At 52.9% G+C, this 25,715-nt stretch carries 22 protein-coding genes and 1 other RNA gene; 15 read left to right on the forward strand and 8 right to left on the reverse strand.

Annotated features, from left to right (window positions below):
• Positions 1-6: 6 nt before the first annotated feature.
• The 4 genes from BZJ19_RS05835 to pepA all read right to left on the reverse strand — a co-directional run bounded on the left by BZJ19_RS05835 (position 7) and on the right by pepA (position 5,659).
• Complete coding sequence (locus tag BZJ19_RS05835; protein WP_077674940.1) at positions 7-390, reverse strand: DUF2061 domain-containing protein; 384 nt, start codon at positions 388-390, stop codon at positions 7-9.
• Positions 391-625: 235 nt separating this feature from the next.
• Positions 626-3,484, reverse strand: coding sequence for a valine--tRNA ligase (locus tag BZJ19_RS05840; protein ID WP_077674941.1), 2,859 nt, complete (start codon positions 3,482-3,484; stop codon positions 626-628).
• Positions 3,485-3,502: 18 nt separating this feature from the next.
• Positions 3,503-3,997 (reverse strand): DNA polymerase III subunit chi, encoded by a 495-nt coding sequence (locus BZJ19_RS05845; protein WP_069587990.1) that lies wholly within the window; start codon positions 3,995-3,997, stop codon positions 3,503-3,505.
• 150 nt (positions 3,998-4,147) lie between these two features.
• Complete coding sequence (gene pepA / locus BZJ19_RS05850) at positions 4,148-5,659, reverse strand: leucyl aminopeptidase (RefSeq protein WP_077674942.1); 1,512 nt, start codon at positions 5,657-5,659, stop codon at positions 4,148-4,150.
• 190 nt (positions 5,660-5,849) lie between these two features.
• On the opposite strand from pepA, the gene lptF reads away from it, so the two are divergent.
• Complete coding sequence (lptF, locus tag BZJ19_RS05855) at positions 5,850-6,950, forward strand: LPS export ABC transporter permease LptF (RefSeq protein ID WP_077639590.1); 1,101 nt, start codon at positions 5,850-5,852, stop codon at positions 6,948-6,950.
• Positions 6,950-8,023 (forward strand): LPS export ABC transporter permease LptG, encoded by a 1,074-nt coding sequence (gene lptG, locus BZJ19_RS05860; protein WP_069586583.1) that lies wholly within the window; start codon positions 6,950-6,952, stop codon positions 8,021-8,023. Before lptF ends, lptG begins: the two co-directional genes overlap by 1 nt.
• An 85-nt stretch (positions 8,024-8,108) precedes the next feature.
• On the opposite strand, the gene BZJ19_RS05865 is transcribed toward lptG, so the two are convergent.
• Genes BZJ19_RS05865 through BZJ19_RS05880 form a run of 4 tightly spaced genes read right to left on the reverse strand, consistent with a single transcriptional unit; the run spans position 8,109 to position 11,463 of the window.
• Positions 8,109-8,645 (reverse strand): BON domain-containing protein, encoded by a 537-nt coding sequence (locus BZJ19_RS05865; RefSeq protein ID WP_077674943.1) that lies wholly within the window; start codon positions 8,643-8,645, stop codon positions 8,109-8,111.
• A 2-nt stretch (positions 8,646-8,647) separates the two neighbouring features.
• The gene (locus BZJ19_RS05870; RefSeq protein ID WP_069586585.1) at positions 8,648-9,238 is read right to left on the reverse strand and encodes a phosphoheptose isomerase; all 591 of its coding nucleotides are present in this window, start codon (positions 9,236-9,238) and stop codon (positions 8,648-8,650) included.
• A gap of 3 nt (positions 9,239-9,241) precedes the next feature.
• Positions 9,242-9,607, reverse strand: coding sequence for a YraN family protein (locus BZJ19_RS05875; protein ID WP_069586586.1), 366 nt, complete (start codon positions 9,605-9,607; stop codon positions 9,242-9,244).
• Positions 9,607-11,463 (reverse strand): penicillin-binding protein activator, encoded by a 1,857-nt coding sequence (locus BZJ19_RS05880; protein ID WP_077674944.1) that lies wholly within the window; start codon positions 11,461-11,463, stop codon positions 9,607-9,609. Before BZJ19_RS05880 ends, BZJ19_RS05875 begins: the two co-directional genes overlap by 1 nt.
• 55 nt (positions 11,464-11,518) lie before the next feature.
• Between BZJ19_RS05880 and rsmI the strand changes: the two genes are divergently transcribed.
• The 13 genes from rsmI to murC all read left to right on the forward strand — a co-directional run bounded on the left by rsmI (position 11,519) and on the right by murC (position 25,567).
• On the forward strand, positions 11,519-12,376 hold the full coding sequence (rsmI, locus tag BZJ19_RS05885; RefSeq protein WP_077674945.1) for a 16S rRNA (cytidine(1402)-2'-O)-methyltransferase: 858 nt from the start codon (positions 11,519-11,521) through the stop codon (positions 12,374-12,376).
• A gap of 54 nt (positions 12,377-12,430) precedes the next feature.
• Positions 12,431-12,811: RNase P RNA component class A (rnpB, locus tag BZJ19_RS05890), an RNA gene on the forward strand.
• 252 nt (positions 12,812-13,063) lie between these two features.
• Entirely contained in the window at positions 13,064-13,522 is a 459-nt protein-coding gene (gene mraZ / locus BZJ19_RS05895) for a division/cell wall cluster transcriptional repressor MraZ (protein WP_069586590.1), read from the forward strand.
• Positions 13,523-13,538: 16 nt separating this feature from the next.
• Positions 13,539-14,489 carry a 16S rRNA (cytosine(1402)-N(4))-methyltransferase RsmH gene (gene rsmH / locus BZJ19_RS05900; protein WP_077674946.1) on the forward strand — a complete coding sequence of 317 codons (951 nt, stop codon included), beginning with the start codon at positions 13,539-13,541 and terminating at the stop codon, positions 14,487-14,489.
• 3 nt (positions 14,490-14,492) lie between these two features.
• A complete protein-coding gene (ftsL, locus tag BZJ19_RS05905; RefSeq protein ID WP_069586592.1) occupies positions 14,493-14,822 on the forward strand; it encodes a cell division protein FtsL in 330 nt (109 codons plus the stop codon).
• On the forward strand, positions 14,819-16,585 hold the full coding sequence (locus BZJ19_RS05910) for a penicillin-binding transpeptidase domain-containing protein (protein ID WP_077674947.1): 1,767 nt from the start codon (positions 14,819-14,821) through the stop codon (positions 16,583-16,585). Before ftsL ends, BZJ19_RS05910 begins: the two co-directional genes overlap by 4 nt.
• On the forward strand, positions 16,572-18,050 hold the full coding sequence (murE, locus tag BZJ19_RS05915; RefSeq protein WP_077674948.1) for a UDP-N-acetylmuramoyl-L-alanyl-D-glutamate--2,6-diaminopimelate ligase: 1,479 nt from the start codon (positions 16,572-16,574) through the stop codon (positions 18,048-18,050). Before BZJ19_RS05910 ends, murE begins: the two co-directional genes overlap by 14 nt.
• Positions 18,047-19,411, forward strand: coding sequence for a UDP-N-acetylmuramoyl-tripeptide--D-alanyl-D-alanine ligase (locus BZJ19_RS05920; RefSeq protein ID WP_077674949.1), 1,365 nt, complete (start codon positions 18,047-18,049; stop codon positions 19,409-19,411). The genes murE and BZJ19_RS05920 overlap by 4 nt, the downstream gene beginning before the upstream one ends.
• The gene (mraY, locus tag BZJ19_RS05925) at positions 19,411-20,493 is read left to right on the forward strand and encodes a phospho-N-acetylmuramoyl-pentapeptide-transferase (RefSeq protein ID WP_069586596.1); all 1,083 of its coding nucleotides are present in this window, start codon (positions 19,411-19,413) and stop codon (positions 20,491-20,493) included. Before BZJ19_RS05920 ends, mraY begins: the two co-directional genes overlap by 1 nt.
• A gap of 2 nt (positions 20,494-20,495) precedes the next feature.
• The gene (murD, locus tag BZJ19_RS05930; protein WP_077674950.1) at positions 20,496-21,833 is read left to right on the forward strand and encodes a UDP-N-acetylmuramoyl-L-alanine--D-glutamate ligase; all 1,338 of its coding nucleotides are present in this window, start codon (positions 20,496-20,498) and stop codon (positions 21,831-21,833) included.
• Positions 21,830-23,035, forward strand: coding sequence for a cell division protein FtsW (gene ftsW, locus BZJ19_RS05935; protein ID WP_077639583.1), 1,206 nt, complete (start codon positions 21,830-21,832; stop codon positions 23,033-23,035). The genes murD and ftsW overlap by 4 nt, the downstream gene beginning before the upstream one ends.
• Positions 23,025-24,083, forward strand: coding sequence for an undecaprenyldiphospho-muramoylpentapeptide beta-N-acetylglucosaminyltransferase (gene murG / locus BZJ19_RS05940; RefSeq protein WP_077674951.1), 1,059 nt, complete (start codon positions 23,025-23,027; stop codon positions 24,081-24,083). Before ftsW ends, murG begins: the two co-directional genes overlap by 11 nt.
• Positions 24,084-24,097: 14 nt before the next feature.
• Entirely contained in the window at positions 24,098-25,567 is a 1,470-nt protein-coding gene (gene murC, locus BZJ19_RS05945; protein ID WP_077662349.1) for a UDP-N-acetylmuramate--L-alanine ligase, read from the forward strand.
• The last annotated feature ends 148 nt before the right edge of the window (positions 25,568-25,715 follow it).

The following is a 25,715-nucleotide window of genomic DNA, read 5'->3' on the forward strand; positions in this document are numbered from 1 at the left end:
GATTTTTTAATGGTGATGACTCAAGTGAAGCGGAGCGGGTTTTACCGTATGGCGACGCTGCCATACTTTTTCGTGGAAGAAGTAGGCAAGGGTGTTGATGCTTGGCTCAACCAGTGCCAGTGCGCCACCGACTAACCAATCGCCACTGATCACATAGCCCACTAAGAAGGCAACGTTAAAGTGCACCACCGCAAAGCTGGCGGTTTTCACCACGGGACGTGCGCGGCGGCTCAGTTGCCAGAGTTTTTCATGAAGATAAAACGCGCCGGTATTGACGGTAGGCTCTGTCATCGCAATCAAGCTACCTATGATGATGTCGCCCGTCAGCATATAGGCCACGGTAAAGGCGATAGAAAAGTGGATAGCGGCAAAGCTTAATGTCTTCTTCATGGTGTAGCTCCTTCGCGGCAACACGCGTTTTATCAACACTGATAGTATGTCGTGTTTATGTCGATAAATAAAAACGGTTCTCACTATCTTTTAGATAGGGCGGAGCTATCAAGTGTGGTGGATTTTTGCTGCGGCGTGCTGAGTGACGGATGGGAGAGAATAAAAAAACCACGCCAGATGGCGTGGTTTATCACGAAGGTCTATCGATTTAAAACGTTCGACGTCAACGCTCGATTTAAAGCGCTGCAATCGTGGTTTTTTGCTCACCCAGTTTGGTGAGGCTGACACGATAGTTGTCGAGTTTTTCGCGCTCTTTGGCGACCACTGCTTCAGGGGCTTTGGAGACAAAACTTTCGTTGCCGAGCTTCCCTTCGATGCGTTTGATCTCGCCTTCTACTTTGGCGATTTCTTTATCCAAGCGCGCCAGTTCGGCATCTTTGTCAATCAGACCCGCCATCGGGATCAAGATTTCTGAGCCACCAACCAAGGCAGAAGCACAGGCTGGGAGAGATTCACTACCATCCAGTACCTTGAAGCTGCCTAGTTTGGCAAGAGCGTGTAAGGTCGCGCTGTTGGTGTTCGCACGAGTGGCATCGCGTTCATCAGCGGCTTTCAGCATCACCTCAAGCGGCTGGCTTGGCGCAATATCGTACTCAGCACGGAGGTTACGGATGCTAACGATAAACTGCTTCACCCACTCAATGTCTTCTGACACTTGGATGTTCACGCGGCTAGCATCAAATTGCGGCAGTGGCTGCTGCATAATGGTATCGCCTTCCACACCGTCAACCAGCGGTTTGACACTTTGCCAAATAGCTTCGGTGATGTAAGGGATCACTGGATGCGCCAGACGCAAGGTTTTTTCCAATACCGTGATCAGGGTATAGCGGGTGGCACGTTGTTGTGCCTCGTCGCCTTTCCACAGGACAGGCTTGGTAAGTTCCAAGTACCAGTCACAGAATTGGTGCCAAATAAACTCATACAACACACCCGCCGCCATATCGAGACGATAGTTGTCGAGGTGGGTGTTGAAGTCTTTCGCCGCTTGCTGGAACTGAGATTCAATCCACTGATCAGCCAGTGAGAATTGCATCTCGCCGCCGTTCATGCCGCAATCTTGATCTTCGGTATTCATCAGCACATAGCGGCTGGCGTTCCAAAGTTTGTTACAGAAGTTGCGGTAACCTTCAAGGCGCTTCATGTCCCAGTTGATGTCACGACCGGTAGAGGCCAGCGCTGCGAGGGTAAAACGCAGTGCATCGGTGCCGTGGGCTTCGATGCCGTTTTCAAACGTTTTACGGGTCGCTTTCTCAATCTTTTCAGCCAGCTTTGGCTGCATCATGTTGCCGGTGCGCTTCGCCACCAACTCATCGATGCCAATGCCGTCAATCATGTCGAGAGGGTCAAGGACGTTACCCTTAGATTTTGACATCTTGGCGCCGCTTTCGTCGCGGATAAGGCCGGTCATATAGACCGTCTTAAAGGGCACTTGTGGCTTACCATTTTCATCTTTGATGAAGTGCATGGTCATCATGATCATGCGTGCTACCCAGAAGAAGATGATGTCAAAGCCTGATACCAACACGTCGGTCGGGTGGAAGGTTTTCAGCGCATCGGTGTTCTCTGGCCAGCCTAGGGTGCCAAACGTCCAAAGTGCCGATGAGAACCAAGTATCTAGTACGTCATCGTCTTGGCGCAGTGTTACGTCGTCTGCCAGTTGGTTTTCACGACGGACTTCGTCTTCGTCACGGCCAACATAGACATTGCCTTGGTCGTCGTACCAGGCAGGAATGCGGTGACCCCACCAAAGCTGACGAGAAATACACCAGTCTTGTACGTCACGCATCCACGCAAAGTACATGTTCTCGTATTGTTTCGGTACGAATTGAATGTCGCCATCTTCTACCGCTTTTACGGCAGGCTCTGCCAGTGGTGCAGTACGTACGTACCACTGGTCGGTAAGCATTGGCTCAATGACTACGCCGCCACGATCGCCGTATGGGACAGTGAGATCGTGATCTTTGATTTCTTCCAATAAACCCAGCGCGTCAAATTCAGCCACGATCGCTTTACGCGCGGCAAAACGCTCCAAACCTTGGTAGTTGGCAGGAATATCGGTTGGGTAAGCATTGTTTGGCTGACCTTTGTGATCAAACACTTCAGCACTGTCGCGGATATCGGCGTTCAGCGTGAGAATGTTGATCATTGGCAGCTGGTGGCGCTGGCCCACTTCATAGTCGTTGAAGTCGTGCGCTGGGGTGATTTTTACACAGCCGGTGCCTTTCTCCATGTCAGCGTGCTCATCGCCCACGATAGGGATACGACGATTCACCACTGGCAGTAACACGTGCTGACCAATCAGGTCTTTGTAGCGCGGGTCTTCTGGGTTAACCGCAACACCGGTATCGCCCAGCATAGTCTCCGGACGGGTGGTGGCAACCACAATGTAGTCTTTGCCTTCGGCTGTTTTCACGCCATCGGCAAGTGGATAACGGAAATGCCACATGTGGCCTTTCTTGTCTTTGTTTTCCACTTCGAGATCGGAAATCGCGGTGTGCAATTTCGGATCCCAGTTCACCAAACGCTTACCACGATAGATAAGGTCTTCTTGGTAAAGGCGAACAAAGACTTCTTTAACGGCATTGGAAAAGCCTTCATCCATGGTGAAGCGCTCGCGATCCCAATCGACAGAGGCACCGAGACGACGCAACTGTTGCGTGATCGTGCCGCCTGATTCGCCTTTCCATTGCCAGATCTTGTCGACAAACGCGTCACGACCGTAGTCGTGCTTGGTCTTGCCTTCTTCGGCTGCGATCTTACGTTCCACCACCATTTGTGTTGCGATACCGGCATGGTCGGTACCCACTTGCCACAAGGTGTTTTTGCCTTTCATACGCTCGGCACGGATCAAGGTATCCATAATGGTATCTTGGAACGCGTGACCCATATGCAAGCTGCCAGTGACGTTTGGCGGCGGGATCATGATGCTATAGGCATCTTTGCTGGTATCACCATGAGGTCGGAAATAGCCCGCCTCTTCCCAGCGCTGGTACAGCGCTTTTTCAATTGATTGTGGGTTATATGTCTTTTCCATAGCGCTCTTGAAAGATCGTCAAGGTTTGGGCGATTGGTCGATGGCAAGGGTTTGAAGTTGCAGGCCTGCCAGTCGGTATGCTTTATATCGGTGACGCGCGTGCTGTTTGAGCGTCTCATCGCAAGGGACGAAGTCTACCACTTGTGCAAACGAAGGCGCAAAATTTGATGCCTCTGTCGCCAAATTGATTAGCACGCTGCGGTGCCCGGAGTGACGTACACCGGGCCAACCGATTTCTACGGGTGCACCACCTCGTGGTCCTTCTCCTACCAAATTATGGGGAACAAACGTATCGGCGTCACGCTGCCATAAGGCATCATCCAGTTGATGGGCCTGTTGTTGGTCGCGGGCGGCGAGATAAATACGTTGTCCCTGTTGATAGTAATAGAAGGCCAAATGAATCGCGGTGTCTATTAACGTTTGTTGTTCGCGCGCTTGTTGTTCGGGCGTCAATCCATCGTCAGATGACGCGCCGTCGGGTGGCGCCAACAAATAAAAGGTGGCGGTGGACATATACGCTCCTAAAGTTGAGAAACGGCCTCCGTCCCAAAAGTGTGGTGTCCGGTCAAGCGCGGGACAACCAACATAGCGGATTGTGCGCGCTGACACCAGTGTCGATTAAAGTTCAGACAAAAAAAGGAGGCCGTTTGGCCTCCTTGGCAATTACTCGACCACTTCGAGGCCAGAGCGATTCAATAAGAACTGCACCAGCAAAGGCACCGGGCGGCCGGTTGAGCCTTTTTCCTTGCCGCCGCTTTTCCATGCGGTACCGGCAATATCTAGGTGCGCCCAGTTGTATTTCTTGGCAAAGCGCGACAAGAAACAGCCAGCAGTGATGGTGCCACCACCTTTGCCGCCAATGTTGGCCATATCGGCAAAGGGGCTGTCGAGCTGCTCTTGGAACTCGTCAGTCATTGGCAGACGCCAAGCGCGGTCACCCGCTTGCTCAGAGGCATTGATGATTTCATGCGCCAGTGGGTTCTGGTTGGCAATCAAGGCACTGATGTGATGGCTAAGGGCCATGATGCAGGCGCCAGTTAAGGTGGCCACATCAATCACACACTCTGGCTCATAGCGCTCAACATAGGTCAGGGCGTCACACAAGACTAAACGGCCTTCGGCATCGGTGTTGAGCACTTCCACGGTTTGGCCTGACATAGTGGTGAGAATATCGCCGGGACGATAGGCTTGGCCATCAGGCATGTTTTCACAGCCGGCGAGCACACCGACGACGTTAAGCGGTAAGTTGAGCTCGGCAAGGGCACGCATCACCCCAAAGACAGACGCGGCACCGCCCATGTCGTACTTCATTTCATCCATGCCTGCACCGGGCTTAATGGAAATGCCGCCTGAATCGAAGGTCAGTCCTTTACCGACCAACACAATCGGTTTGGCATCTGGGTCGGGATGGCCTTTGTATTCCATGATTGACATCATCGACTCGTTTTTCGAGCCACGGCCAACCGCAAGGTAGGAATGCATGCCGAGCTTTTCCATTTCTTGCTCGCCGATGATGCGCGTGGTGAYGGTATCAAAGTCGTCGGCCAAACGACGGGCTTGCGAGGCGAGGTAAGCCGGGTTTGCCACGTTGGGTGGCATGTTGCCCAAATCTTTACACGCGTTGACACCAGAAGAAACGGCTAAGCCATGCGCAATCGCACGTTCACCCAAATTCAATTCACGACGGGTTGGCACATTGAACACCAACTTGCGTAGCGGGCGACGGATTTCTGGCTTCACGCTCTTAAATTGGTTGAAGGTGTAGAGGGTGTCTTTGGTGCTTTCAACGGCTTGACGGACTTTCCAGTAGGTGTCGCGGCCTTTCACGTGCAGCTCGGTTAAGAAGCACACCGCTTCCATCGACCCGGTTTCATTAAGGGTGTTGATGGTTTTTTTGATAATCTCTTTGTATTGGCGCTCGCCGAGTTCGCGCTCTTTACCGCAGCCGACCAGCAGGACACGCTCAGACAGGACGTTCGGGACATGGTGTAGCAGGAGCACTTGGCCTGGCTTGCCTTCCAAGTCACCGCGGCGCAGTAGGGCACTGATATAGCCGTCACTGATTTTGTCGAGTTGCTCGGCGACGGGTGACAGGCGGCGAGGTTCAAATACGCCCACGACAATACAGGCACTGCGTTGCTTTTCGGGGCTACCGCTCTTTACACTGAACTCCATTTGTACTCCTAGATCCTAAAGACAATTGAGACCAAATGTTGGATAATGCCGCCTCTATGTTGTTGAACGCTCTATTGCGCCCGGATCAGCCGGCGGTCAACAAATGGCCGAAAGATTAGAAAACAACTAATTAAACCAGAAACTATAGTTATTCGAGTAAAAAAACAAGTTTTCCATAGGTGCCTTCGCTTTGATAATTGTTCGATATTTGATCCGGGAGACGGTTAAGACACAAGTTGCAGTTTTATTTGTGTTATTTCTGGTCTTTTTTAGCCAAAAGTTTATCCGTGTTCTTGCCAATGCGACAGAAGGGTCGATTCCAAGTGATCAAATTATCACCTTGGTGGGACTCTACATGCCGTCCATGGCAATGCTGATGTTGCCGCTAAGTTTGTACATTGGGATATTGATCACCTTTGGTCGTTTGTACGCGGAAAGTGAAATCACGGTGATGAATGCCACCGGGATTGGTAACGAATTTTTGATTCGCGCAGCGCTGTATTTGGCACTGATCACAGGTTCTGTGGCCGCCTTTAATGCGTTATGGCTAACACCTTGGGCCAATAACCAAGAGCTGAAGGTGATGGAGCAACTGGAGGCAGAGTCGGGACTGGAGCTCTTAGTACAAGGCCAGTTCCAGAGTGCACCGTCTGGGCAAGCGGTGATTTTTGTCGACAACATCGAAAACGACGGCAAGACCTTGAACCATATTTTTGTCGCCCAACCTGTGCCGCGCGAGTCGCTGCTGCCTAACGTGGTGGTGGCGGATAAAGGCTATATCTCGGAGTTGCCAGATGGGCGTCAGGTGCTCGATTTAGTCGATGGCACCCGCACCGAAGGGATCCCTAGTCGCCTTGAATATGGGGTGACGACCTATAAAAACTATCAGGTATTGATTGGCCAGCGTGAAGTGCGTGAAAAAAGCCGAGATTGGGACGCGGTGCCGACTTTGCAGCTGTTTGGGGAAAGCAGCTTAAAAGCGCGTGCCGAGCTGCAATGGCGTATCTCGCTGGTCCTGTGTATCCCGCTGATGACCATGATTGTGGTCCCGCTGTCATCGGTGAACCCTCGCCAAGGGCGCTTTGCCAAGCTCTTCCCTGCGATATTAATTTATCTGGCCTATTTCTTGTCTATCAGTGCAGCAAAATCCGCGGTCGAAGATGGTGATTTACCCGCACAAATTGGTTTGTGGAGTGTTAACGTCGCGGCCTTGTTACTCGCGGTTATTTTAGCCAGTTGGGACTCATTACCTATGCGTAAACTCAAAGCCAGTTTGAAAGGAGCCGCCTGATGTTTCGCATCCTAGATTGGTATATCGGCCGCACCCTGATCGGCACCTCATCCCTGTGTTTGGCCACACTGGTTGGGTTATCCGCCATCATTAAGTTCGTCGAACAGCTGCGTTCGGTCGGAGATGGCGCCTACACCATGGGCAAAGCAATTTTCTACGTGCTGCTGAGCATGCCGCGTGACATTGAAATGTTTTTCCCCATGGCAGTATTGCTCGGCGCTTTGATTGGGCTTGGGATGCTCGCGTCCAGTTCAGAGCTGGTGGTAATGCAGGCGGCGGGCGTGTCGAAACTGCAAATCGGTATGTCGGTGCTGAAAACCGCGATCCCCTTGATGTTGATTGTCATGGTGCTCGGTGAATGGGGCGCGCCCGATGCGCAAAAAGCCGCCCGTGAGCTGCGTTCGATTGCTAAATCCGGCGGGAATGTCATGTCGGTACGACGCGGGGTATGGGCCAAAGATGGTAATGATTTTATTTATATTGCTCGGGCCGACGAGCAAGACAACCTCAATGGCGTGAGCATCTGGAAGTTTGATGATAACCAAGTGATGACCAATGTGGTGTTTGCCGAACGTGCCGACTACCTCGATAAAGACAGTTGGATGCTCAAAGATGTCACCATTACGCGCATGCAAAATCACACCGCCTTTACCAATGTGAAGCAAGACCAACTGGTGTGGAAAACCACGCTCACTCCCGATAAATTGGCGGTGGTGACGGTAAAACCGGAAGAGCTACCGCTATCTGGCTTGTATAGCTATGTCACCTATCTGAAAGCCTCGCAGCAGGATGCGTCGCGCTATGAGCTCGCGTTGTGGCGAAAAGCGGTGCAGCCGCTGTCGATAGCGGTGATGATGCTGTTGGCACTGAGCTTCGTGTTTGGACCGCTTCGTAGTGTCACCATGGGCGCTCGAGTGCTATCTGGAGTGATTTTCGGGTTCGGTTTTTATATCGCCAACGAAGTGTTTGGGCCGATGAGTTTGGTGTATAAGCTGCCGCCAGCGTTAGGGGCTGTGACGCCGAGTTTGATTTTCTTGGCCGTCACCTTGCTACTGCTTAGACGCAAATTGTAGCCACTGCATCGATACATGACGAAGATAAAAAAGGCCAAGGTATGATTTCCTTGGCCTTTTACTTGGGTAAGAGCGCGGATGCGTGCTAACGCTGGTCCGTGTATTGAAACGCTTTAATCACCTGATTGACGCCGCGAATATTGCGGGCGATATCGGCGGCTTTATCCGCTTGCACTTGGGTCACGGCACCGAGAAGAAAGACTTCTCGTGCCTCGGTCACCACTTTGATATTCACGCTGCGCAGAGTGTCATCAGCAACAAGTGCGGCTTTAACGCGGGTCGTGAGCCAGCTGTCGGTACTAATATCAGCCAAGCCCAGCATCGGCGCTTGGCGAATTTGGTTGTAGACCACATCCACATTGTCGAGCGCACGAATGCGGGCAACAAACTCCTCGGTCAATGCCGGATCGGCACTTTGCCCCACCAAGAGAACCTGACCTTGGAAAGCCGCGGCTTTCGCACGGATCTTATTTCTAAACGGCGGTTTATTGACAATGCCAGCGGTATTGAGACCGATTTGTGTATCTTGCCATTCTTCGCCAGTGGTACGTGGGTCAGAAGAGTAAACGGCGGAACAAGCCTGTAAGGTAAATGCGAGCAAAACGGTCAATAACACACGCATGTTTATTCTCCGTGAGAAGGGAAAAGCACCTGATCAATCAAGTCACACAGGCAGTGCACGGCAAGTAGGTGACCTTCTTGAATACGCGCTGTACGCTGTGAGGGAATACGAATTTCGACATCTCGCTGGCCAAGCAATCCTGCCATTTCGCCGCCGTCTTTGCCCGTCATGGCAATGATGGTCATATCGCGCGTCACCGCGGCTTCCATTGATTTAATGATGTCTTTGCTGTTCCCGCTCGTTGATATGGCGAGGAGCACATCCCCGGCTTGACCGAGCGCGCGTACTTGCTTGGAAAACACTTCATCGTGGCTGTAATCGTTCGCCACCGCCGTTAACGTGGTGGTGTCTGCGGTTAGCGCTAACGCCGGCAAGCTAGGGCGTTCGGTTTCGAAGCGGTTTAGCAAACAGGAGGCGAAATGTTGCGCATTAGCTGCGGAGCCGCCATTGCCACAGCAAAGAATTTTATTGCCATTCAGCAGGCTTTGCACCATCACTTGTGCCGCTTGTGACAGATGCTCTGGAATCGCTTCTGCGGCCGCGATTTGTGTTTGAATACTCTCGGTAAAGCTTTCTTTGATGCTTTCTAGCATTACTTACCCTTCAACGATGTTTTTTATCCAGTTGATTGCTTCAACGTGGCCATCAAAGGTCACAGCGTCAAAGCGAAACTCGGTGTGGTGACTGTGAAAGCCGTGACGTTGCATCCAACGTTCGGCAGCAAGGTACAAGCGGCGGCGTTTGGTGGCGGTGATGCTTGCGGCAGCGCCGCCAAAACCTTTCCCCCGTCGGAAGCGGACTTCGACGAAGACTAAGCACTTGCCCTCTTGCATGATTAAATCCAGCTCGCCTCGGCGGCTATGGGCGTTTTTATCCAGTAAGGTCAGCCCTTGTTGGAGCAGGTATTGGCAAGCATGTTGCTCGTAAGCTTGCCCCGTTTCCTTAGTTGGCTGACCTTGCATTACTGGCTTGCTCCGTTATCTGTCGGGGTAACCGGCTCGATATCGGTTTTGCCAAAGCGTGCCCACTGCATTTTACGGTTAATGACGCAATTGTCACCGAGTGATAGTTGCCCGGTTTGACCATTGACCTGATAACCGGGCAGCGCTTGCATCTGAGGCAGGCCGGTTAGGAGGGCGTAAGCATCTACCCCGAGTGCATGTAGGCGCGCGGTATTATTACTTTGTGCTGGGTGGCGACGCGCATGCTGCTGGTGCGCTTCGCTGTCAGGGCTGACCAGAAGGGGGACATCGCTAAACTCAATGCCTTGTAACTCGCCCAGTTGTCCCATGCCATCGGCGCGATTGTTACTGCGTGAGCTGGCATACAGTTTAGGCGGAACCACATCAGGATTAATCGCCACTTCGATGAAAGGTTTCAACAAGGTCAGATCGGCGGCACCGGCTACCATGTAAACCGCATCGATATCGCGGCGACTTCTTGGCTGCGATAACAAGGGCAGATCGGTCAGCTGTTTCATTTGCTGAATACGGCGCTGACTCCCGTCTAATCCGAAAATGGATTGAATGCGGGCTTGCATGCCACTGCGATCACCAAAGGCGGCTTGCTCCGCTTGGGTGTCCGTCAAAGCCTGCCAGCGGGTGGAAAACGCTTCGCTCATGCGACGCCCAAAGGTGGAGTCAGGATATAGCACCATCGGGAATTGATAGCCTTGGTTATAAAGGTGATCGGCGGCTTGTGCTGCTTCTTGCTCGGGAGAAAGGGTGAAATAACACACACCGGGAGTGAAACTATCATCGTTGGGCTGGTTCAATGCCAACAAAGGCACTTGACCGGCGATTGCCTCACTCACCGCGGCGACCATGTGTTTTTGGAGCGGGCCAACCACAAAGTCGAGACGATCGTCTTGCATGCGCTGTTCAAGGGCCTGCATATCGAGCGCATTGGTGTCGTAGAAAAATACCGTCGGCTTTTGCTCACTCTTATCATCGAGCATGGCTTCAACAAAGCCGTCGCGAATGGCATCCCCTTGTTCGGCAAACTTGTCACTCAGTGGCAGCATCACACCGACACGTGTTGGTTGGGTGATGGTAAGCGACTGAATATCAGCCAAGTTGTCAGGCAAGTACCGATTGGCCGGATGCGCGGGGTGCTGGCTCAAGTAATCATTAAGCGCGGTTTGCATTTGAGCTGGATCGCGGCTGTAGCGCCGTGCAATGTCTAGCAAGCGAACCCAACCGGCGAGAATGTCATCATCGCTACTTTCAATCCGTTCCACTTCGCGCTGGTTTAATTGTTGCAAATCTTGCCACAAAGTATTCCACGCTTGGCGAGCCTCGCTGCCTTCCAAATAGCCAGCGGCCAAGCGTTGGTTGGTCACCGCGGCGAAGGCATTGCTTTGCTGACGCGCAATGGTGGCTTTTTGACGATAAAAACGCGCGCGCTGCTCGGCACTCAACTGCCAACTTGGGTTGAGGGTGAGTGCTTCGTCGGCTTGAGGGAGCTTGCCGGTTTCCGCTAGAAAGCGTGCCCGTGTCAGCGTCCACTCGATCTGTTGATCGGCGGTAAGAGGGCGTCGCTCCAAGCGTTGCAGCAAAACGTCTGCTTGGTTGAACTGTTGCTCGTTAATGAGCGCCTTGATTGCCAGTAAAAACCAGTCATTTTGCTGGTTGCCTTCACTGGTTTCCGCTTGCAGCAGATAGAAGGTTGAGTTCTCCTTCGCCGGTTGACTGATCGCATGGCGAGCTGTGGGTCCTGTGGTTGGCGAGCTACAGGCCGCCAGTGCCAACGCCAAGGCTACAGGCGTGACAAGTCGTGTTACACTTTGACGCTTCTGGGTAAGTTTAAGCATGAACATGTTTCAACCGTGACAACGTTGCCCCTATCTTAATCGCCGAAGGGTTGTTAAACAAATGACTGATGCAAATCTATCCGAGCGGGCACTTCCCACGCTATATATTGTACCGACGCCAATCGGCAATTTGGCTGACATCACGCAGCGTGCGTTAGAGGTGTTAGCCAATGTTGACCTGATTGCCGCCGAAGATACGCGGCACACGGCTCGATTATTGTCGCATTTCTCGATTAGCACCAAAACGTTTGCCCTGCACGAACATAATGAGCAGCAAAAAGCGGCTGCGCTGATTAATCGCTTACAGCAAGGTCAGTCGATAGCTCTGGTCTCCGATGCGGGCACGCCGCTGATCAGTGACCCAGGTTATCACCTTGTGACGCAATGCCGCGACGCGGGGATCCGCGTGGTGCCGCTGCCGGGCGCGTGTGCGGTGGTGACTGCATTGAGTGCATCAGGCTTGCCTTCAGACCGCTTTAGTTTTGAAGGGTTCCTGCCGCCGAAAACGAAAGCCCGCCAAGACACGTTCCGTGATTTAGCCGATGACCCGCGCACCTTGATTTTTTATGAGTCGCCGCACCGTATCCGCGATAGTTTGGCCGATATGCTGGCAGTGCTTGGGCCAGAACGTCGCGTGGTACTGGCGCGTGAGCTCACCAAAACCTTTGAAACCATTCACGGCGCGCCCTTGGGGACATTAATTGAATGGTTGAATGAAGACCCTAACCGCTTAAAAGGCGAGATGGTGTTGCTAGTGGCTGGCCACCGTGCCGATAAAAACGCGCTGCCACAGTCTGCCTGTCACGCATTAGGGTTACTTGCCGCTGAGCTACCTCTTAAAAAAGCGGCGGCGTTAGTCGCGGAACTGTATTCGGTTAAAAAGAACGCACTCTATAAGTGGGGCTTGGAGAATCTGTAACTGGGCGTGATTTTGGCTGGCTTGCGCTGACAATCTTCTATATACTCCCCCGCTCGAGTTGGCTGGGTAACCGCTGCTTTATTGATGTCCTTTGGGAGACTGATAAAGGGGAGGAAAGTCCGGGCTCCTCAGGGCAGGGTGCCAGGTAACGCCTGGGGGGCGTGAGCCTACGACCAGTGCAGCAGAGAGTAGACCGCCGATGGCTCTTCGGAGCACAGGTAAGGGTGAAAGGGTGCGGTAAGAGCGCACCGCGCGTCTGGCAACAGTTCGTGGCACGGTAAACTCCACCCGGAGCAAGACCAAATAGGTCCCTATTGGCGCGGCCCGCGTTTGGGGACGGGTAGGTTGCTGGAGCCTGTGAGCGATTGCAGGCCTAGACGAATGGTTACCGCCGTTTTTACGGTACAGAACCCGGCTTACAGGCCAACTCAACCGCATTTATAGGCGAGCCTTTTTGGGCTCGCCTTCTTGTTTTCAGCGATTAGTCAGATGATTTAGTTATATTGCTATCAATAGTCGATAAGTGAACACAGACTAACCAGCTGAATTGCCTCTTTTATTTCATAATGTGTGATCGGAATCACTTTCGTGACTCGCTTGACTTTCTTTTTACCTGCTACGTACACTTCTGGGTGGGAAAATGTGGTGTAAAGTGGATAATTTTGGTGAAAAAGGGAAAATAGCGCCATGTTACGAGGCGTCAGCGCCATTTCGGTCGATAAAAAAGGACGGCTTGCCTTGCCGACCCGTTATCGTGATGCGTTAGTTGCGCATTGCGAAGGCCGCTTTGTGTGCACCATTGATCACCAACTCCCTTGCTTGGCCTTATATCCGGTCCCTGAATGGGAAGTGATTGAAGACAAGCTCTCAAAATTATCCAGCTTTCAGCCTGCAGAGCGGCGTCTCCAGCGTTTGTTGCTTGGGCACGCATTTGATTGCGAAATGGACGGACAAGGGCGACTTCTGCTTGGGTCCACGTTGCGCCAATATGCCGGACTGGATGGCAAAGCGATGTTGGTCGGCCAGCTCAACAAATTTGAAATTTGGGATGAGCAAACTTGGCAGCAGCAAATTCGTCAGGATATGGATACACAGGCGGAGTCAAACCACCTCATCAGTGAACGATTAGCAGATCTGTCACTGTAATTAATGAAGCGAATTTATGTCAGAACAATATACCCATGTATCCGTCCTTTTAAATGAGTCTGTGGACGGCCTTGCCATTAAACCTGACGGCATTTATGTCGACGGCACCTTTGGTCGTGGCGGCCACTCGCGACATATTTTGTCTCAGTTGGGCGAGAGCGGGCGCTTGTATGCGATTGATCGCGATCCTCGTGCCATCGAAGAAGCCGGCACCATCAAGGATCCGCGTTTTCAAATTATTCATGGGCCATTTTCGGGCATTGAAACCTACCTCACCGATTTAGGATTGGCAGGAAAAGTCGATGGTGTGTTGCTCGATTTGGGCGTGTCTTCGCCACAGCTGGATGATCCGACCCGTGGCTTTAGCTTTTTGCGCGATGGGCCGCTCGATATGCGTATGGACCCGACTGCTGGCCAGTCTGCTGCGCAGTGGCTGGAAACTGCAAGCGCCGATGACATTGCTTGGGTGCTAAAAGTCTTTGGTGAAGAACGCTTTGCCAAGCGGATTGCCCATGCGATCATCAAATACCGTGAAGATGAAGAGACTCCGCCGCTTGAATCCACCAGTCAACTGGCCAAGTTGATCGATAATACGGTGCCGTTTAAAGAGAAGAAAAAGCACCCCGCGACTCGCAGCTTTCAGGCGATCCGCATTTATATCAACAGTGAGCTCGATGAGATAGAACTGGCCCTGCAAGGCGCATTGGCGGTGTTAGCGCCTCAAGGACGCTTATCGGTGATCAGTTTCCACTCACTCGAAGATCGCATGGTGAAACGCTTTATTCGCAAACAAAGCAAAGGGCCGGAGGTGCCAAAAGGGGTGCCTCTGACTGAGGCGCAGATTGCTGAACTTGGTTCGGCGGCGATGAAACCCATCGGTAAAGCGATCAAACCATCGTCACAAGAAATTGAACACAATGCCCGTGCACGCAGTTCGGTGCTGCGTGTAGCAGAAAAGCTTGGATAAACCATGGAAAGACGCCCGAGCCTCGCTAAACAAATTCGCCACGACCTACTGGCAGTAGGCAAGGTGCCTTTGTTGCTGCTCGGCGCTGTGCTGGTGTCGGCAATTGCGGTGGTGTTGATGACACAATCCACCCGCAATTTGATTGCCAAACAAGATGCGTTGCTCGACCAGCGTGAAACCTTAGAAGTGGAATGGCGAAACCAACTGTTGGAGGAAAACTCCCTGTCGGAACATAGCCATGTCGAATCTGTGGCGCGAAACGCGTTTGGTATGATTCGGCCCACGCAAAAAAATGAAGTGATCGTTAAACGACCCTTGAGTACGAACCCGTGAAAAAGCGTACCCAGAAACCAGCAAATCGACGCACGCCAAAAGCGCCACCTGTTTTTATCAAGTGGCGCTTTGGCCTTATTTGTGTGTTTATTGGTCTTGCGTTCGCCGCACTGGTGGCTCGGGCGGCTTTTATTCAAGTGATTGAGCCCGACCGTTTACGCTACGAAGGGGACTTACGTTCGGTCAGGGTGGAAGAAGTACATTCCGCCCGTGGGATGATATCCGACCGCAATGGTGAGCCTTTGGCGGTCAGTGTGCCTGTCCAAGCAGTCTGGGCGGATCCTGTCACGGTATTTAAGCATCAGGGATTAGCGAAAAAAGATTGTTGGTACGCACTTGCGGATGTGTTGGGACTGGATCGCCAAGCTCTGATCGACAAAATTGAAGCAAACCGCAACCGCCGTTTTATCTACCTGCAACGCCAAGTCCGCCCGGCCATGGCGTCTTATGTCAACAAGCTCGACCTGCCCGGGGTGGGCTTAAAAGAAGAGTCTCGTCGTTTCTACCCTAGTGCCGAAGTGAGTGCTCACTTGGTGGGTGTGACTGGTATCGACGGTCACGGTTTGGAAGGGATTGAACGCCGTTACGATGAGTGGCTTACCGGTGAACATGGCAAACGTACCGTACGCAAAGACCGCTTTGGTCGCGTGGTAGAGCACATTGCCACCGAAGATAAAAAAGAAGGCCAACCCATCGCATTGAGTATTGATCAGCGCCTGCAAGCCATTGCTTATCGCGCGATTAAGCAAGCGGTCGCAGATTACCGCGCTACGTCTGGTTCACTGGTGATGGTGGATGTCAAAACCGGTGAAGTACTCGCCATGGTCAATGCGCCTTCCTATAACCCCAATAACCGTGGTGATCTGAAAAGCTTTAATATGCGCAACCGTGCGATCACCGATGTGTTTGAGCCCGGCTCCACCATGAAGCCTTTTGTGGTACTGACGGCGTTGGAAAATGGGGTCGCCGACATGAATACCGTGATTGATACCGGAAACGGCATCATGCAAATCGGCGGCAGCCGCGTGCGTGATGTATCGAAAGTCGGCAAAGCCAATCTGGCGCGCATTCTCAAAAAATCCAGCAACATCGGTGTCAGTAAGCTGTCATTGGCAATGCCGGTCGAAACCTTACTTGGCGAGTATGGCAGCTTTGGTTTGGGGGCGAGCACTGGCGTTGAGCTGGTGGGGGAGTCGGTAGGTATTTTCCCGACCCGTCGCCGGTGGTCCGATTTTGAACGTGCGACCTTAGCGTTTGGTTATGGTTTGTCGGTCACGCCTGCACAGCTTGCCCGTGCTTATGCCACCTTGGGCTCACTGGGTGTGAATCGTCCGTTAAGCATCATCAAGCATGAAGGGGTGACAGAAGGCAAACAAGTCGCTACCCGCGACAATGTCTATAAAGTGCTGCAGATGCTAGAAGGTGTCACTCAAGAAGGTGGCAGTGCACGTCGTGCGGCGGTGGATGGTTATCGTGTTGGTGCTAAAACCGGGACGGCAAAAGTCGCGGTCGCGGGAGGATACGGTGACGAATACATTGGCTACACCGCGGGGCTGGCTCCGATCAGTAACCCACGACTCGCGATGGTGGTGGTGATCAACGAACCCCAAGGTGACAAGTATTATGGCGGCCAAGTGGCAGCCCCAGTATTTTCGAGCGTGATGAAAAGTGCGCTTCAGATTTTAAATATTGCTCCGGATGCTCAGACCGGCCCGGGGCTTCAAGTAGCTCAGCGTTCTAACCAAGTGGATGCGAATGAATGATTTAAAGCAGTGGCTAAGCCCTTGGCTAGCTGATGCACCGAGTATCACAGTAAACCGACTCACGTTGGACAGTCGCCAAGTGACGTCAGGAGATGTGTTTGTTGCCATTGCCGGCCATCAAGTGGATGGCCGACGGTTTATTCCTGCGGCCATCGAGGCTGGTGCGGTGGCGATTGTTCAGCAAGCAGATGATGCAATGGCACGTCTTGATTGGCACCACGAGGTGCCGGTTATCTCTTTACCGGACCTCCCCACCATGCTGTCAGCGTTGGCGGCTCGTTTCTATCACGATCCGCAGCGGCGAATCGGTTTGATTGGCGTGACCGGCACCAACGGTAAGACCACGGTTTCGCAGCTAATTGCACAATGGCTTGATGCGCTAAATGCGCCCACCGCGGTGATGGGCACCACAGGCAATGGCTTTATCGGCCGACTGCAGGCCGCGGAAAATACCACTGGCGATGCCATTAGTATTCAATCGCAGTTAGCGACCTTTGCCGACCAAGGCGCCAAGCATGTAGCGATGGAAGTGTCCTCGCATGGATTGGTGCAAGGCCGCGTTGCGAGCTTGGCCTTTGATGCGGCGGTATTTACCAATCTCAGCCACGACCACCTTGATTATCACGGCACCTTAGCGGCATACGCTGAGGCGAAAAAGCGGCTTTTCTCATTGGGTAATCCGCTCAAAGTGATTAATGCCGATGATAAGGTGGGACGCCAATGGCTACGCGAGTGGCCCGAGGCGATTGCGGTCGCGCTGCACGCAGATTCTTTGCAACACAACGTCGGCCCTTATGTGCGTGCCACCCAGATTGATTTTGCCACCGACGGCGTGCGTGTGATGGTCGAAACCAGTTGGGGGCAAGGGGAGTTGAATGCTGCCTTGGTGGGGGATTTTAACGTCAGCAATCTCTTGGTCAGCTTGGCGACCCTATTAGGCTTAGGCTATTCACTGGATGCCCTGTTAGCCACTAGCGATCAATTGAACGCCGTCATTGGCCGGATGGAGGTTTTTCTTGCCCCTGACAAACCGACCATGGTGGTTGACTATGCTCACACGCCCGATGCGCTGGAGAAGGCACTGATCGCACTGCGCCGCCACTGTCGGGGTAAGTTGTGGTGTGTCTTTGGCTGCGGCGGCGATCGCGATACTCGCAAGCGTCCGGTGATGGCTCGCATCGCAGAGCAATATTCCGATCAGGCGGTATTGACTAACGATAACCCGCGCAGTGAAGCGCCCAATGCGATTACCGATGACATGCTTGCTGGGATGCAGGCCCCCGATAACGCGTGGGTGGAGCACGATCGCGCGCGTGCGTTGTCACGGGTGATGCAGGCGGCCAAGGCTGACGATATCGTGCTGGTCGCGGGCAAAGGCCATGAAGACTACCAAGTCCTTGCCGACGGCAAAGTGCATTATTCCGACCGTGAAACCGTGGCTGCGTTACTGAAGGAGTTACCATGATTACCACCGCACTCACAACTTTTGCTGATGTTTTGGCCGCGCAATGGCACGGTGTGGACACCCCGCCGACGCTTGATGTTGCCGCGATCACGACAGATACCCGACAGGTGTCTGAAGGCGCGCTATTTGTGGCGTTGAAAGGCGAACGGTTTGATGGGCACGACTTTGCAGAACAAGCCAAGCAGGCGGGCGCTGTGGCTCTGGTGGTATCGACGCCGCTGGATATCGACTTGCCGCAATTGGTGGTCAACGATACCCGTATCGCACTGGGCCAGCTGGGCGCGTGGGTTAAAGCGCAGTGTCAGGTTCCTACTATCGCGATTACGGGCAGCTGTGGCAAAACCACGGTCAAAGAAATGCTCGCGTCCATTTTGTCGCGCAAAGGGAAGACCTTGGCCACCGCAGGCAATTTTAATAACGATATCGGGGTGCCGCTCACCTTGTTTCGTCTCACTCCCGATCATGACTATGCCGTGATTGAGCTGGGGGCGAACCATATCGGTGAAATTGCATACACCACATCGCTTGTCAAACCAGATATTGCCATGGTGACAAACCTTGCAGCTGCCCACCTTGAAGGGTTTGGCTCGCTAGAGGGCGTCGCGACCGCCAAAGGTGAAATCTACCAAGGCCTGCCTCAAGGCGGTATAGCGCTGGTTAACGCGCAAAGCCATGGCGGTGAGAAATGGCAAGCCGTTCTGGCAGACAAAAACGTGATTCAGGTGACTGAGCAAGCGGCTGCACCTTTGCAACTGGTGGAGAGCGAGTTAGTTGAGGCGGGCTGCTACCGCTTAGTGTTCAGTGACGGTGAGCAGCAATCTACGGTGACGTTACCGCTGCCCGGCAAACACAATATTACTAATGCATTGATGGCAGGTTGTGCCGCGATGCAGTTACCGGGCGTGACCTTAGAGGACGTTACTCAAGGACTTGCGGCGATGAAAAATGCCGCAGGTCGCACCGAAGTGAGTGAGCCGCGTGCCGGACTGCGCTTGATTGACGATACCTATAATGCCAGCGTTCCGGCGATGAAATCCGCCATCGACGTGCTTGCCAGTTATTCTGGCGAGCGTTGGTTGATTTTAGGCGATATGGCCGAGCTAGGGCAGTACAGCGAACAAATGCACCGAGAAGTGGGTGAGCACGCCGCCAAGGCGGGGCTGACGCAGGTGTTTACCACAGGAACCGATAGCCGTGTGATCAGTGAATGCTGTCACGGCCGTCATTTTGACTCAAAAGACGCGCTGATCGCGCATGTAGTAACCATGATGAAAACACATAATCCCGACACCATTTTGGTCAAAGGCGCCCGAGGTATGGCGATGGAGGCGGTTGTTGCCGCCATTAAGGAGGCCTGCTGATGCTGGTATGGTTAGCTGAGGCATTGCAGGGCTTTTTCCCGTCGATGCGACTGTTTGAATATTTGACCTTTCGCGCCATTGTGAGTGCGTTAACTGCGCTTGTGTTCTCGTTATGGATGGGGCCGCGACTGATTAAATATCTGCAATCGATGCAGATTGGCCAAGTGGTACGAGAAGAAGGGCCCGAATCGCACTTTAGCAAGCGTGGTACACCTACGATGGGCGGGGTGCTTATCCTGGCCGCCATTACCCTGACCGTCTTTTTATGGGCAGATTTATCGAACCCCTATGTGTGGGCGGTGATGGTAGTGTTGCTAGGATACGGCACGGTCGGCTTTGTCGATGATTATCGCAAAGTGGTGCGCAAAAACACCGATGGCTTAATTGCACGTTGGAAGTATTTTTGGCAATCCGCCATTGCGCTAGGTGTGGCCTTTGCGCTGTATGCGCACGGTAGTGACACCGCCGCGACCCAACTGGTTGTTCCCTTTTTCAAAGATGTGATGCCTCAACTGGGGCTGTTTTATATCGTCTTTACCTATTTTGTGATTGTTGGTACCAGTAATGCGGTGAACCTAACCGATGGGTTGGATGGTCTTGCGATTTTGCCGACGGTGATGGTCGCGGGAGGCTTTGCGTTTATTGCGTGGGCAACGGGGAATGTGAACTTTGCCAGCTATCTGCATATCCCTTACATCAAATACAGCAGTGAGCTGGTGGTGGTATGTGCGGCTATTGTCGGCGCTGGCTTAGGTTTTTTGTGGTTTAACACCTATCCAGCCCAAGTATTCATGGGCGATGTCGGCTCGTTGGCCCTCGGTGGCGCGCTAGGCACCATTGCTGTCTTGGTGCGCCAAGAATTGCTGTTGATCATCATGGGCGGTGTGTTTGTGATGGAAACCGTGTCGGTGATCTTGCAAGTCGGCTCTTATAAATTGCGTGGGCAGCGCATTTTCCGTATGGCACCGATTCATCATCACTATGAATTAAAAGGGTGGCCGGAGCCACGAGTCATTGTCCGCTTTTGGATTATTTCTTTGATGCTAGTGTTGATTGCACTGGCAACGCTGAAGGTACGTTAATCATGTCAACCGTGAGCCAGCGTTCGTTAACCGAGTTTGATCATATCGTGGTGATGGGCTTGGGGGTGACTGGATTATCCGTGGTGCGCTTTATTGCCCGCCATCATCCTCAGGCAACGATTCGCGTAATGGATTCGCGTCTTCAACCTCCCGGGTGTGATCAACTGCCGGCTCAGGTGACATTACATACCGGCAGCTGGCAGGAACAGTGGTTAGCCGACGCCGATCTGGTGGTGACTAACCCCGGCATTGCGCTGACGACGCCCGCGCTTGGCCCTGTTCATCAAGCGGGCATCCCCATCGTTGGCGATATTGAGCTCTTTGCGTGGTATTGCGATAAGCCGGTGGTCGCCATCACCGGGTCGAACGGAAAAAGCACCGTCACCGCCTTAGTGGGCGAGATGGCAAAAGCGGCGGGTATCCGTGTGGGTGTGGGTGGCAATATCGGTGTCGCGGCGCTTGATTTACTCGACCAAGGGCATGACTTATATGTGCTGGAGCTGTCGAGCTTTCAACTGGAAACCACGGCGTCATTGGCGTTGAATGGCGCCGCGTTTTTAAACTTTTCTGAAGATCACATGGATCGTTACGACAACTTGGCTGATTATCGCGCGGCCAAGTTACGTATTTTCGCTCACGCACACACCCGGATTGCCAACGCTGATGATAAAGCAACACACAGTGAGCAACCTCTCGTTTTATTTGGCTTTCAGCAAGGCGACTATCGTCTTATCAGCCATCAAGGCCAAGAGTGGCTCAGTGTGGAGGGTGATCCTGTCCTGCCCGTGGCCGAACTGGCGCTCGTTGGGCGTCATAATGTCGCCAATTGCTTAGCGGCAATGGCATTGGCAGACAGTGTCGGTGTCGATCGCGATGGACAAGTTCAGGCGATGCAAACCTATACTGGCTTGCCTCATCGTAGCCAGACGGTGGCAACGATCAACGGCGTAACTTGGGTCAATGATTCCAAAGCGACCAATGTGGCCAGCACGTTAGCCGCTTTGGATGGCTTAACGCTGCAAGGGCAGCTTCATCTGCTACTCGGTGGTGATGGTAAAGGTGCGGATTTTCATGCGCTTCAACCTGTGTTGGATAAGCTATCTGCCCAGCTATATTGCTTTGGGCAAGATGGTGACAAACTGGCTGCATTGAGCCGTTCGTCGCATCGTTTTGGGACCTTGGAGCAGGCGATTGATGTCATTGCCCAACACGTTGCACCGGGTGATATGGTGCTATTGTCACCAGCCTGTTCGAGCCTCGATCAGTTCGCCAACTTTATGGCACGTGGCGATGCCTTTGCCGATGCTGTCAAACAACTAACCGTGAGTGATGCCCGATGATACGCACTTGGCCCAAACAGTGTTGGTCTTGGCTGCGCACCCCATCGCCGGGTGTGCTCTATGATCGTCAACTTGTTTGGGTATCACTGTTATTGATGGTGATTGGTCTGGTGATGGTGACGTCGGCGTCTATCCCGGTCGCCCTTCGCTTGGCCGATGCCCCATTTTTATTTGCGAAACGGCACGCGATTTATCTCACGGTAGCCGTGATAGCGGCTGTGGTGGTGATGTATATTCCCGTACGGCTTTGGCAAAAATACAGTGGTTGGATGCTATTGCTGTCATCGGTGTTGCTGTTGGCCGTGTTAGCCATCGGGCGCTCGGTCAACGGCGCAGCTCGCTGGATTTCCATTGCTGGGATCAATGTTCAGCCTGCGGAGATTGCCAAGTTATCTCTATTTGTTTTTTTGGCAGGATACCTCGTCCGTCGTCATGGTGAGGTGCGCGAGCACTTTCGTGGCTTTGCGAAGCCGCTTGCGGTGCTGTTGTTATTTGCAAGCTTACTCCTTGCCCAGCCCGATTTAGGCTCAGTGGTGGTGATGTTTGTGACCACGGTGGGTATGTTGTTTATTGCTGGCGCCAAATTGTGGCAATTTATCGCGCTGCTGGTGGCAGGGCTCACGCTGGTGGGAGGCTTGATCATTGCAGAGCCTTATCGGGTGCGGCGTGTTACCGCTTTCCTTGACCCTTGGCAAGACCCGTTTGGCAGTGGCTATCAGCTCACCCAATCGTTAATGGCGTTTGGACGCGGTGATTGGTTTGGGCAAGGCTTGGGCAACTCGATTCAAAAATTGGAGTACTTGCCAGAAGCGCATACCGACTTTGTTTTCGCCGTGATTGCCGAAGAGCTAGGGCTGGTGGGCGTTAGTGTCATTTTGGTTTTAATTTTCTGCTTGGTCTTTAAAGCCTTATTTATTGGCAGACGTTGCCTTGAACAAGAACAATTGTTTGGTGGCTTTCTCGCCTTTGGTATCGGGATTTGGTTTGCGTTTCAAACCATGGTGAATGTGGGCGCTGCCGCGGGCATGCTGCCGACCAAGGGGCTGACGCTGCCTCTGATCAGTTATGGCGGTTCCAGCCTTTTGATCATGGCAATGGCGGTCGCCCTGCTGTTACGCATCGACCATGAGTACCGTTTAGCCACGGCCCAAGCCCATCAAATCAAGCATTATCAGGATAAAATTCAACACGATGAGCAGTAAACGTTTATTGGTAATGGCGGGGGGAACCGGTGGACATGTGTTTCCCGGCCTCGCGGTCGCCAAATATTTAGAGCAACAAGGCTGGCAGATCCGTTGGTTGGGTACTGCGGATCGCATGGAAGCGGATCTGGTTCCCAAACACGGCATTGATATTGAGTTTATTCGTGTCAAAGGCTTGATCGGTTCGGGCCTGATCCGCAAGCTGCGTGCGCCGTGGATGATCCTCAGCGCCATTTGGCAAGCGCGCCAAATCATTAAGCGCTACCAACCCGATGCGGTGTTGGGCATGGGCGGATACGTGAGTGGCCCCGGCGGCATCGCGGCTTGGCTCAGTGGTGTACCTGTGGTGCTTCATGAACAAAATGCGGTGGCTGGGTTAACCAACCAATGGTTGGCGAAAGTGGCTAAGCAAGTACTGCAAGCCTTTCCGGGAGCGTTTGAAGGTAAGCCTGTGGTCGGCAATCCGGTGCGCCGTGATGTGTGCACCTTGCCCTCTCCGACAGCACGCTTTCGTGACCGCAACGGACCATTGCGTATTCTGGTGATGGGCGGCAGCCAAGGTGCGCGCATCTTAAACCAAACCGTGCCTGTTGCGGTGGCAAAAACGGCGCAGCCGGTCATGGTGAGACACCAAGCCGGGAAAGGAAACGCACAAAGCACAGAAGCGGCGTATCACGCCGAGGGCGTTACCGATGCGACCGTGACCGAGTTTATTGATGATGTTGCTAGTGCTTATGCTTGGGCCGATGTGGTGATTTGTCGCAGTGGCGCTTTGACGGTCTCGGAACTCGCGGCAGCCGGTGTGGGGGCGATCTTTGTGCCCTTTATGCATGCCGACCGTCAGCAAGCACTAAATGGTGATTACTTGGTTGAACGTGATGCGGCACTGATGATTGAACAGCCATCACTGACAGCCACCACGCTGGCTGAGACAATTGACGGCTTAGACCGAGCGCGCCTCCTTACGATGGCGAACGCCGCGCGTGATGCCGCGATCATTGATGCGGATGCACGTGTGGCACAAGTGATTGCCGAACAAGCAAAATAATAGAGAAAAGATGAATGGGTAAATTGGATAATCAGCAGCTAGAAAAACTTCGCACCATGATCCCGGAAATGCGTCGGGTGAAACGGATCCACTTTGTGGGCATTGGCGGTGCGGGGATGTGTGGTATTGCTGAAGTGCTGATTAACGAAGGTTACCAAATAACCGGCTCGGATCTTGCACAAAATGTGGTCACCGAGCGTTTGGCGTCCATGGGGGCAGAGATCTTTATCGGTCATCAAGCCAGTCACATCGAGAAAGCAAGCGTGGTGGTGGTCTCTACCGCCATCAAGCCCGATAACCCGGAAGTGGTCGCGGCAAAATCTCTCCGCATTCCGGTGGTTCGTCGTGCCGAAATGCTGGCTGAATTGATGCGATATCGGCACGGTATTGCCGTTGCCGGCACCCATGGTAAAACCACGACCACCGCATTAGTGACACAGATTTATTCGGAAGCCGGTTTAGATCCCACTTTTGTCAATGGTGGATTAGTCAAAAGTGCTGGCACCAACGCGCGTTTGGGGAGTAGCCGATATTTGATTGCGGAAGCGGACGAAAGCGATGCCTCCTTTTTGCATTTACAACCTATGGTCGCCATCGTCACCAATATTGAAGCCGACCATATGGATACCTACGGCGGCAACTTTGAAACGCTAAAGCAAACCTTTATTGATTTTCTTCACAATCTGCCGTTTTACGGGTTAGCGGTGGTGTGTATTGATGATCCTGTGGTGCGTGCCCTGATCCCGTCGATTGGTCGCCAAGTGATCACCTATGGCTTTTCTGATGATGCCGATGTGCGTTTGCACGATTATCACCAAAAAGGTCAGCGCGGGATTTTTAAAGTCACCCGTCCGGGACGCGAGACCTTGACCATAGAACTCAATATTCCGGGACAACACAACGCATTAAACGCCAGTGCCGCGATTGCTGTCGCGACCGAAGACGGTGTGGATGACGCTGCGATTGTGCGTGCGCTTGCCAGTTTTGAAGGAACAGGACGTCGTTTTGACCAACTGGGAGAATTCCCTGTCGAGCAAGGAACGGCGTTATTGGTTGATGATTATGGTCACCATCCTAGTGAAGTAGATGTCACCATTAAAGCGGCACGCGCTGGCTGGCAAGATCACCGTTTGGTGATGATCTTTCAGCCGCACCGATACAGCCGTACCCGCGATCTCTATGATGATTTTGCCAATGTGCTGGAAAACGTGGATGTGCTGTTGATGTTAGATGTCTATTCCGCAGGAGAAACACCGATAGCGGGGGCTGACGGTCGAAGTTTGTGTCGCAGCATTCGGGCGCGAGGCAAGCTCGATCCGATTTTTGTGCCAAATGCCGAGGCGTTACCGGCCGCACTGGCCAATGTGCTGCAAGCGAATGACTTAGTTTTAACACAAGGCGCGGGTGATATTGGTAAAGTAGCGCGAAATTTAGCGGCAATGGCCCTGGATAAAGCAAAAATGGCACAACAAAAAACAAACTGATGTGATAAAAAGCTGTGTCATAATCGGACGATCCGAATAAAAAGACGGCTTTTTTCGCATCACAGAGCAAAATTGCTCGGAACAGATCTCAGCTTATTGATACAAAGCGTCAATCAAGTTGGAGCACGAGGCGCGGGATCGCTATAAT

The sequence above is a fragment of the Salinivibrio proteolyticus genome (assembly GCF_001996165.1).
Classification (GTDB): domain Bacteria; phylum Pseudomonadota; class Gammaproteobacteria; order Enterobacterales; family Vibrionaceae; genus Salinivibrio; species Salinivibrio proteolyticus.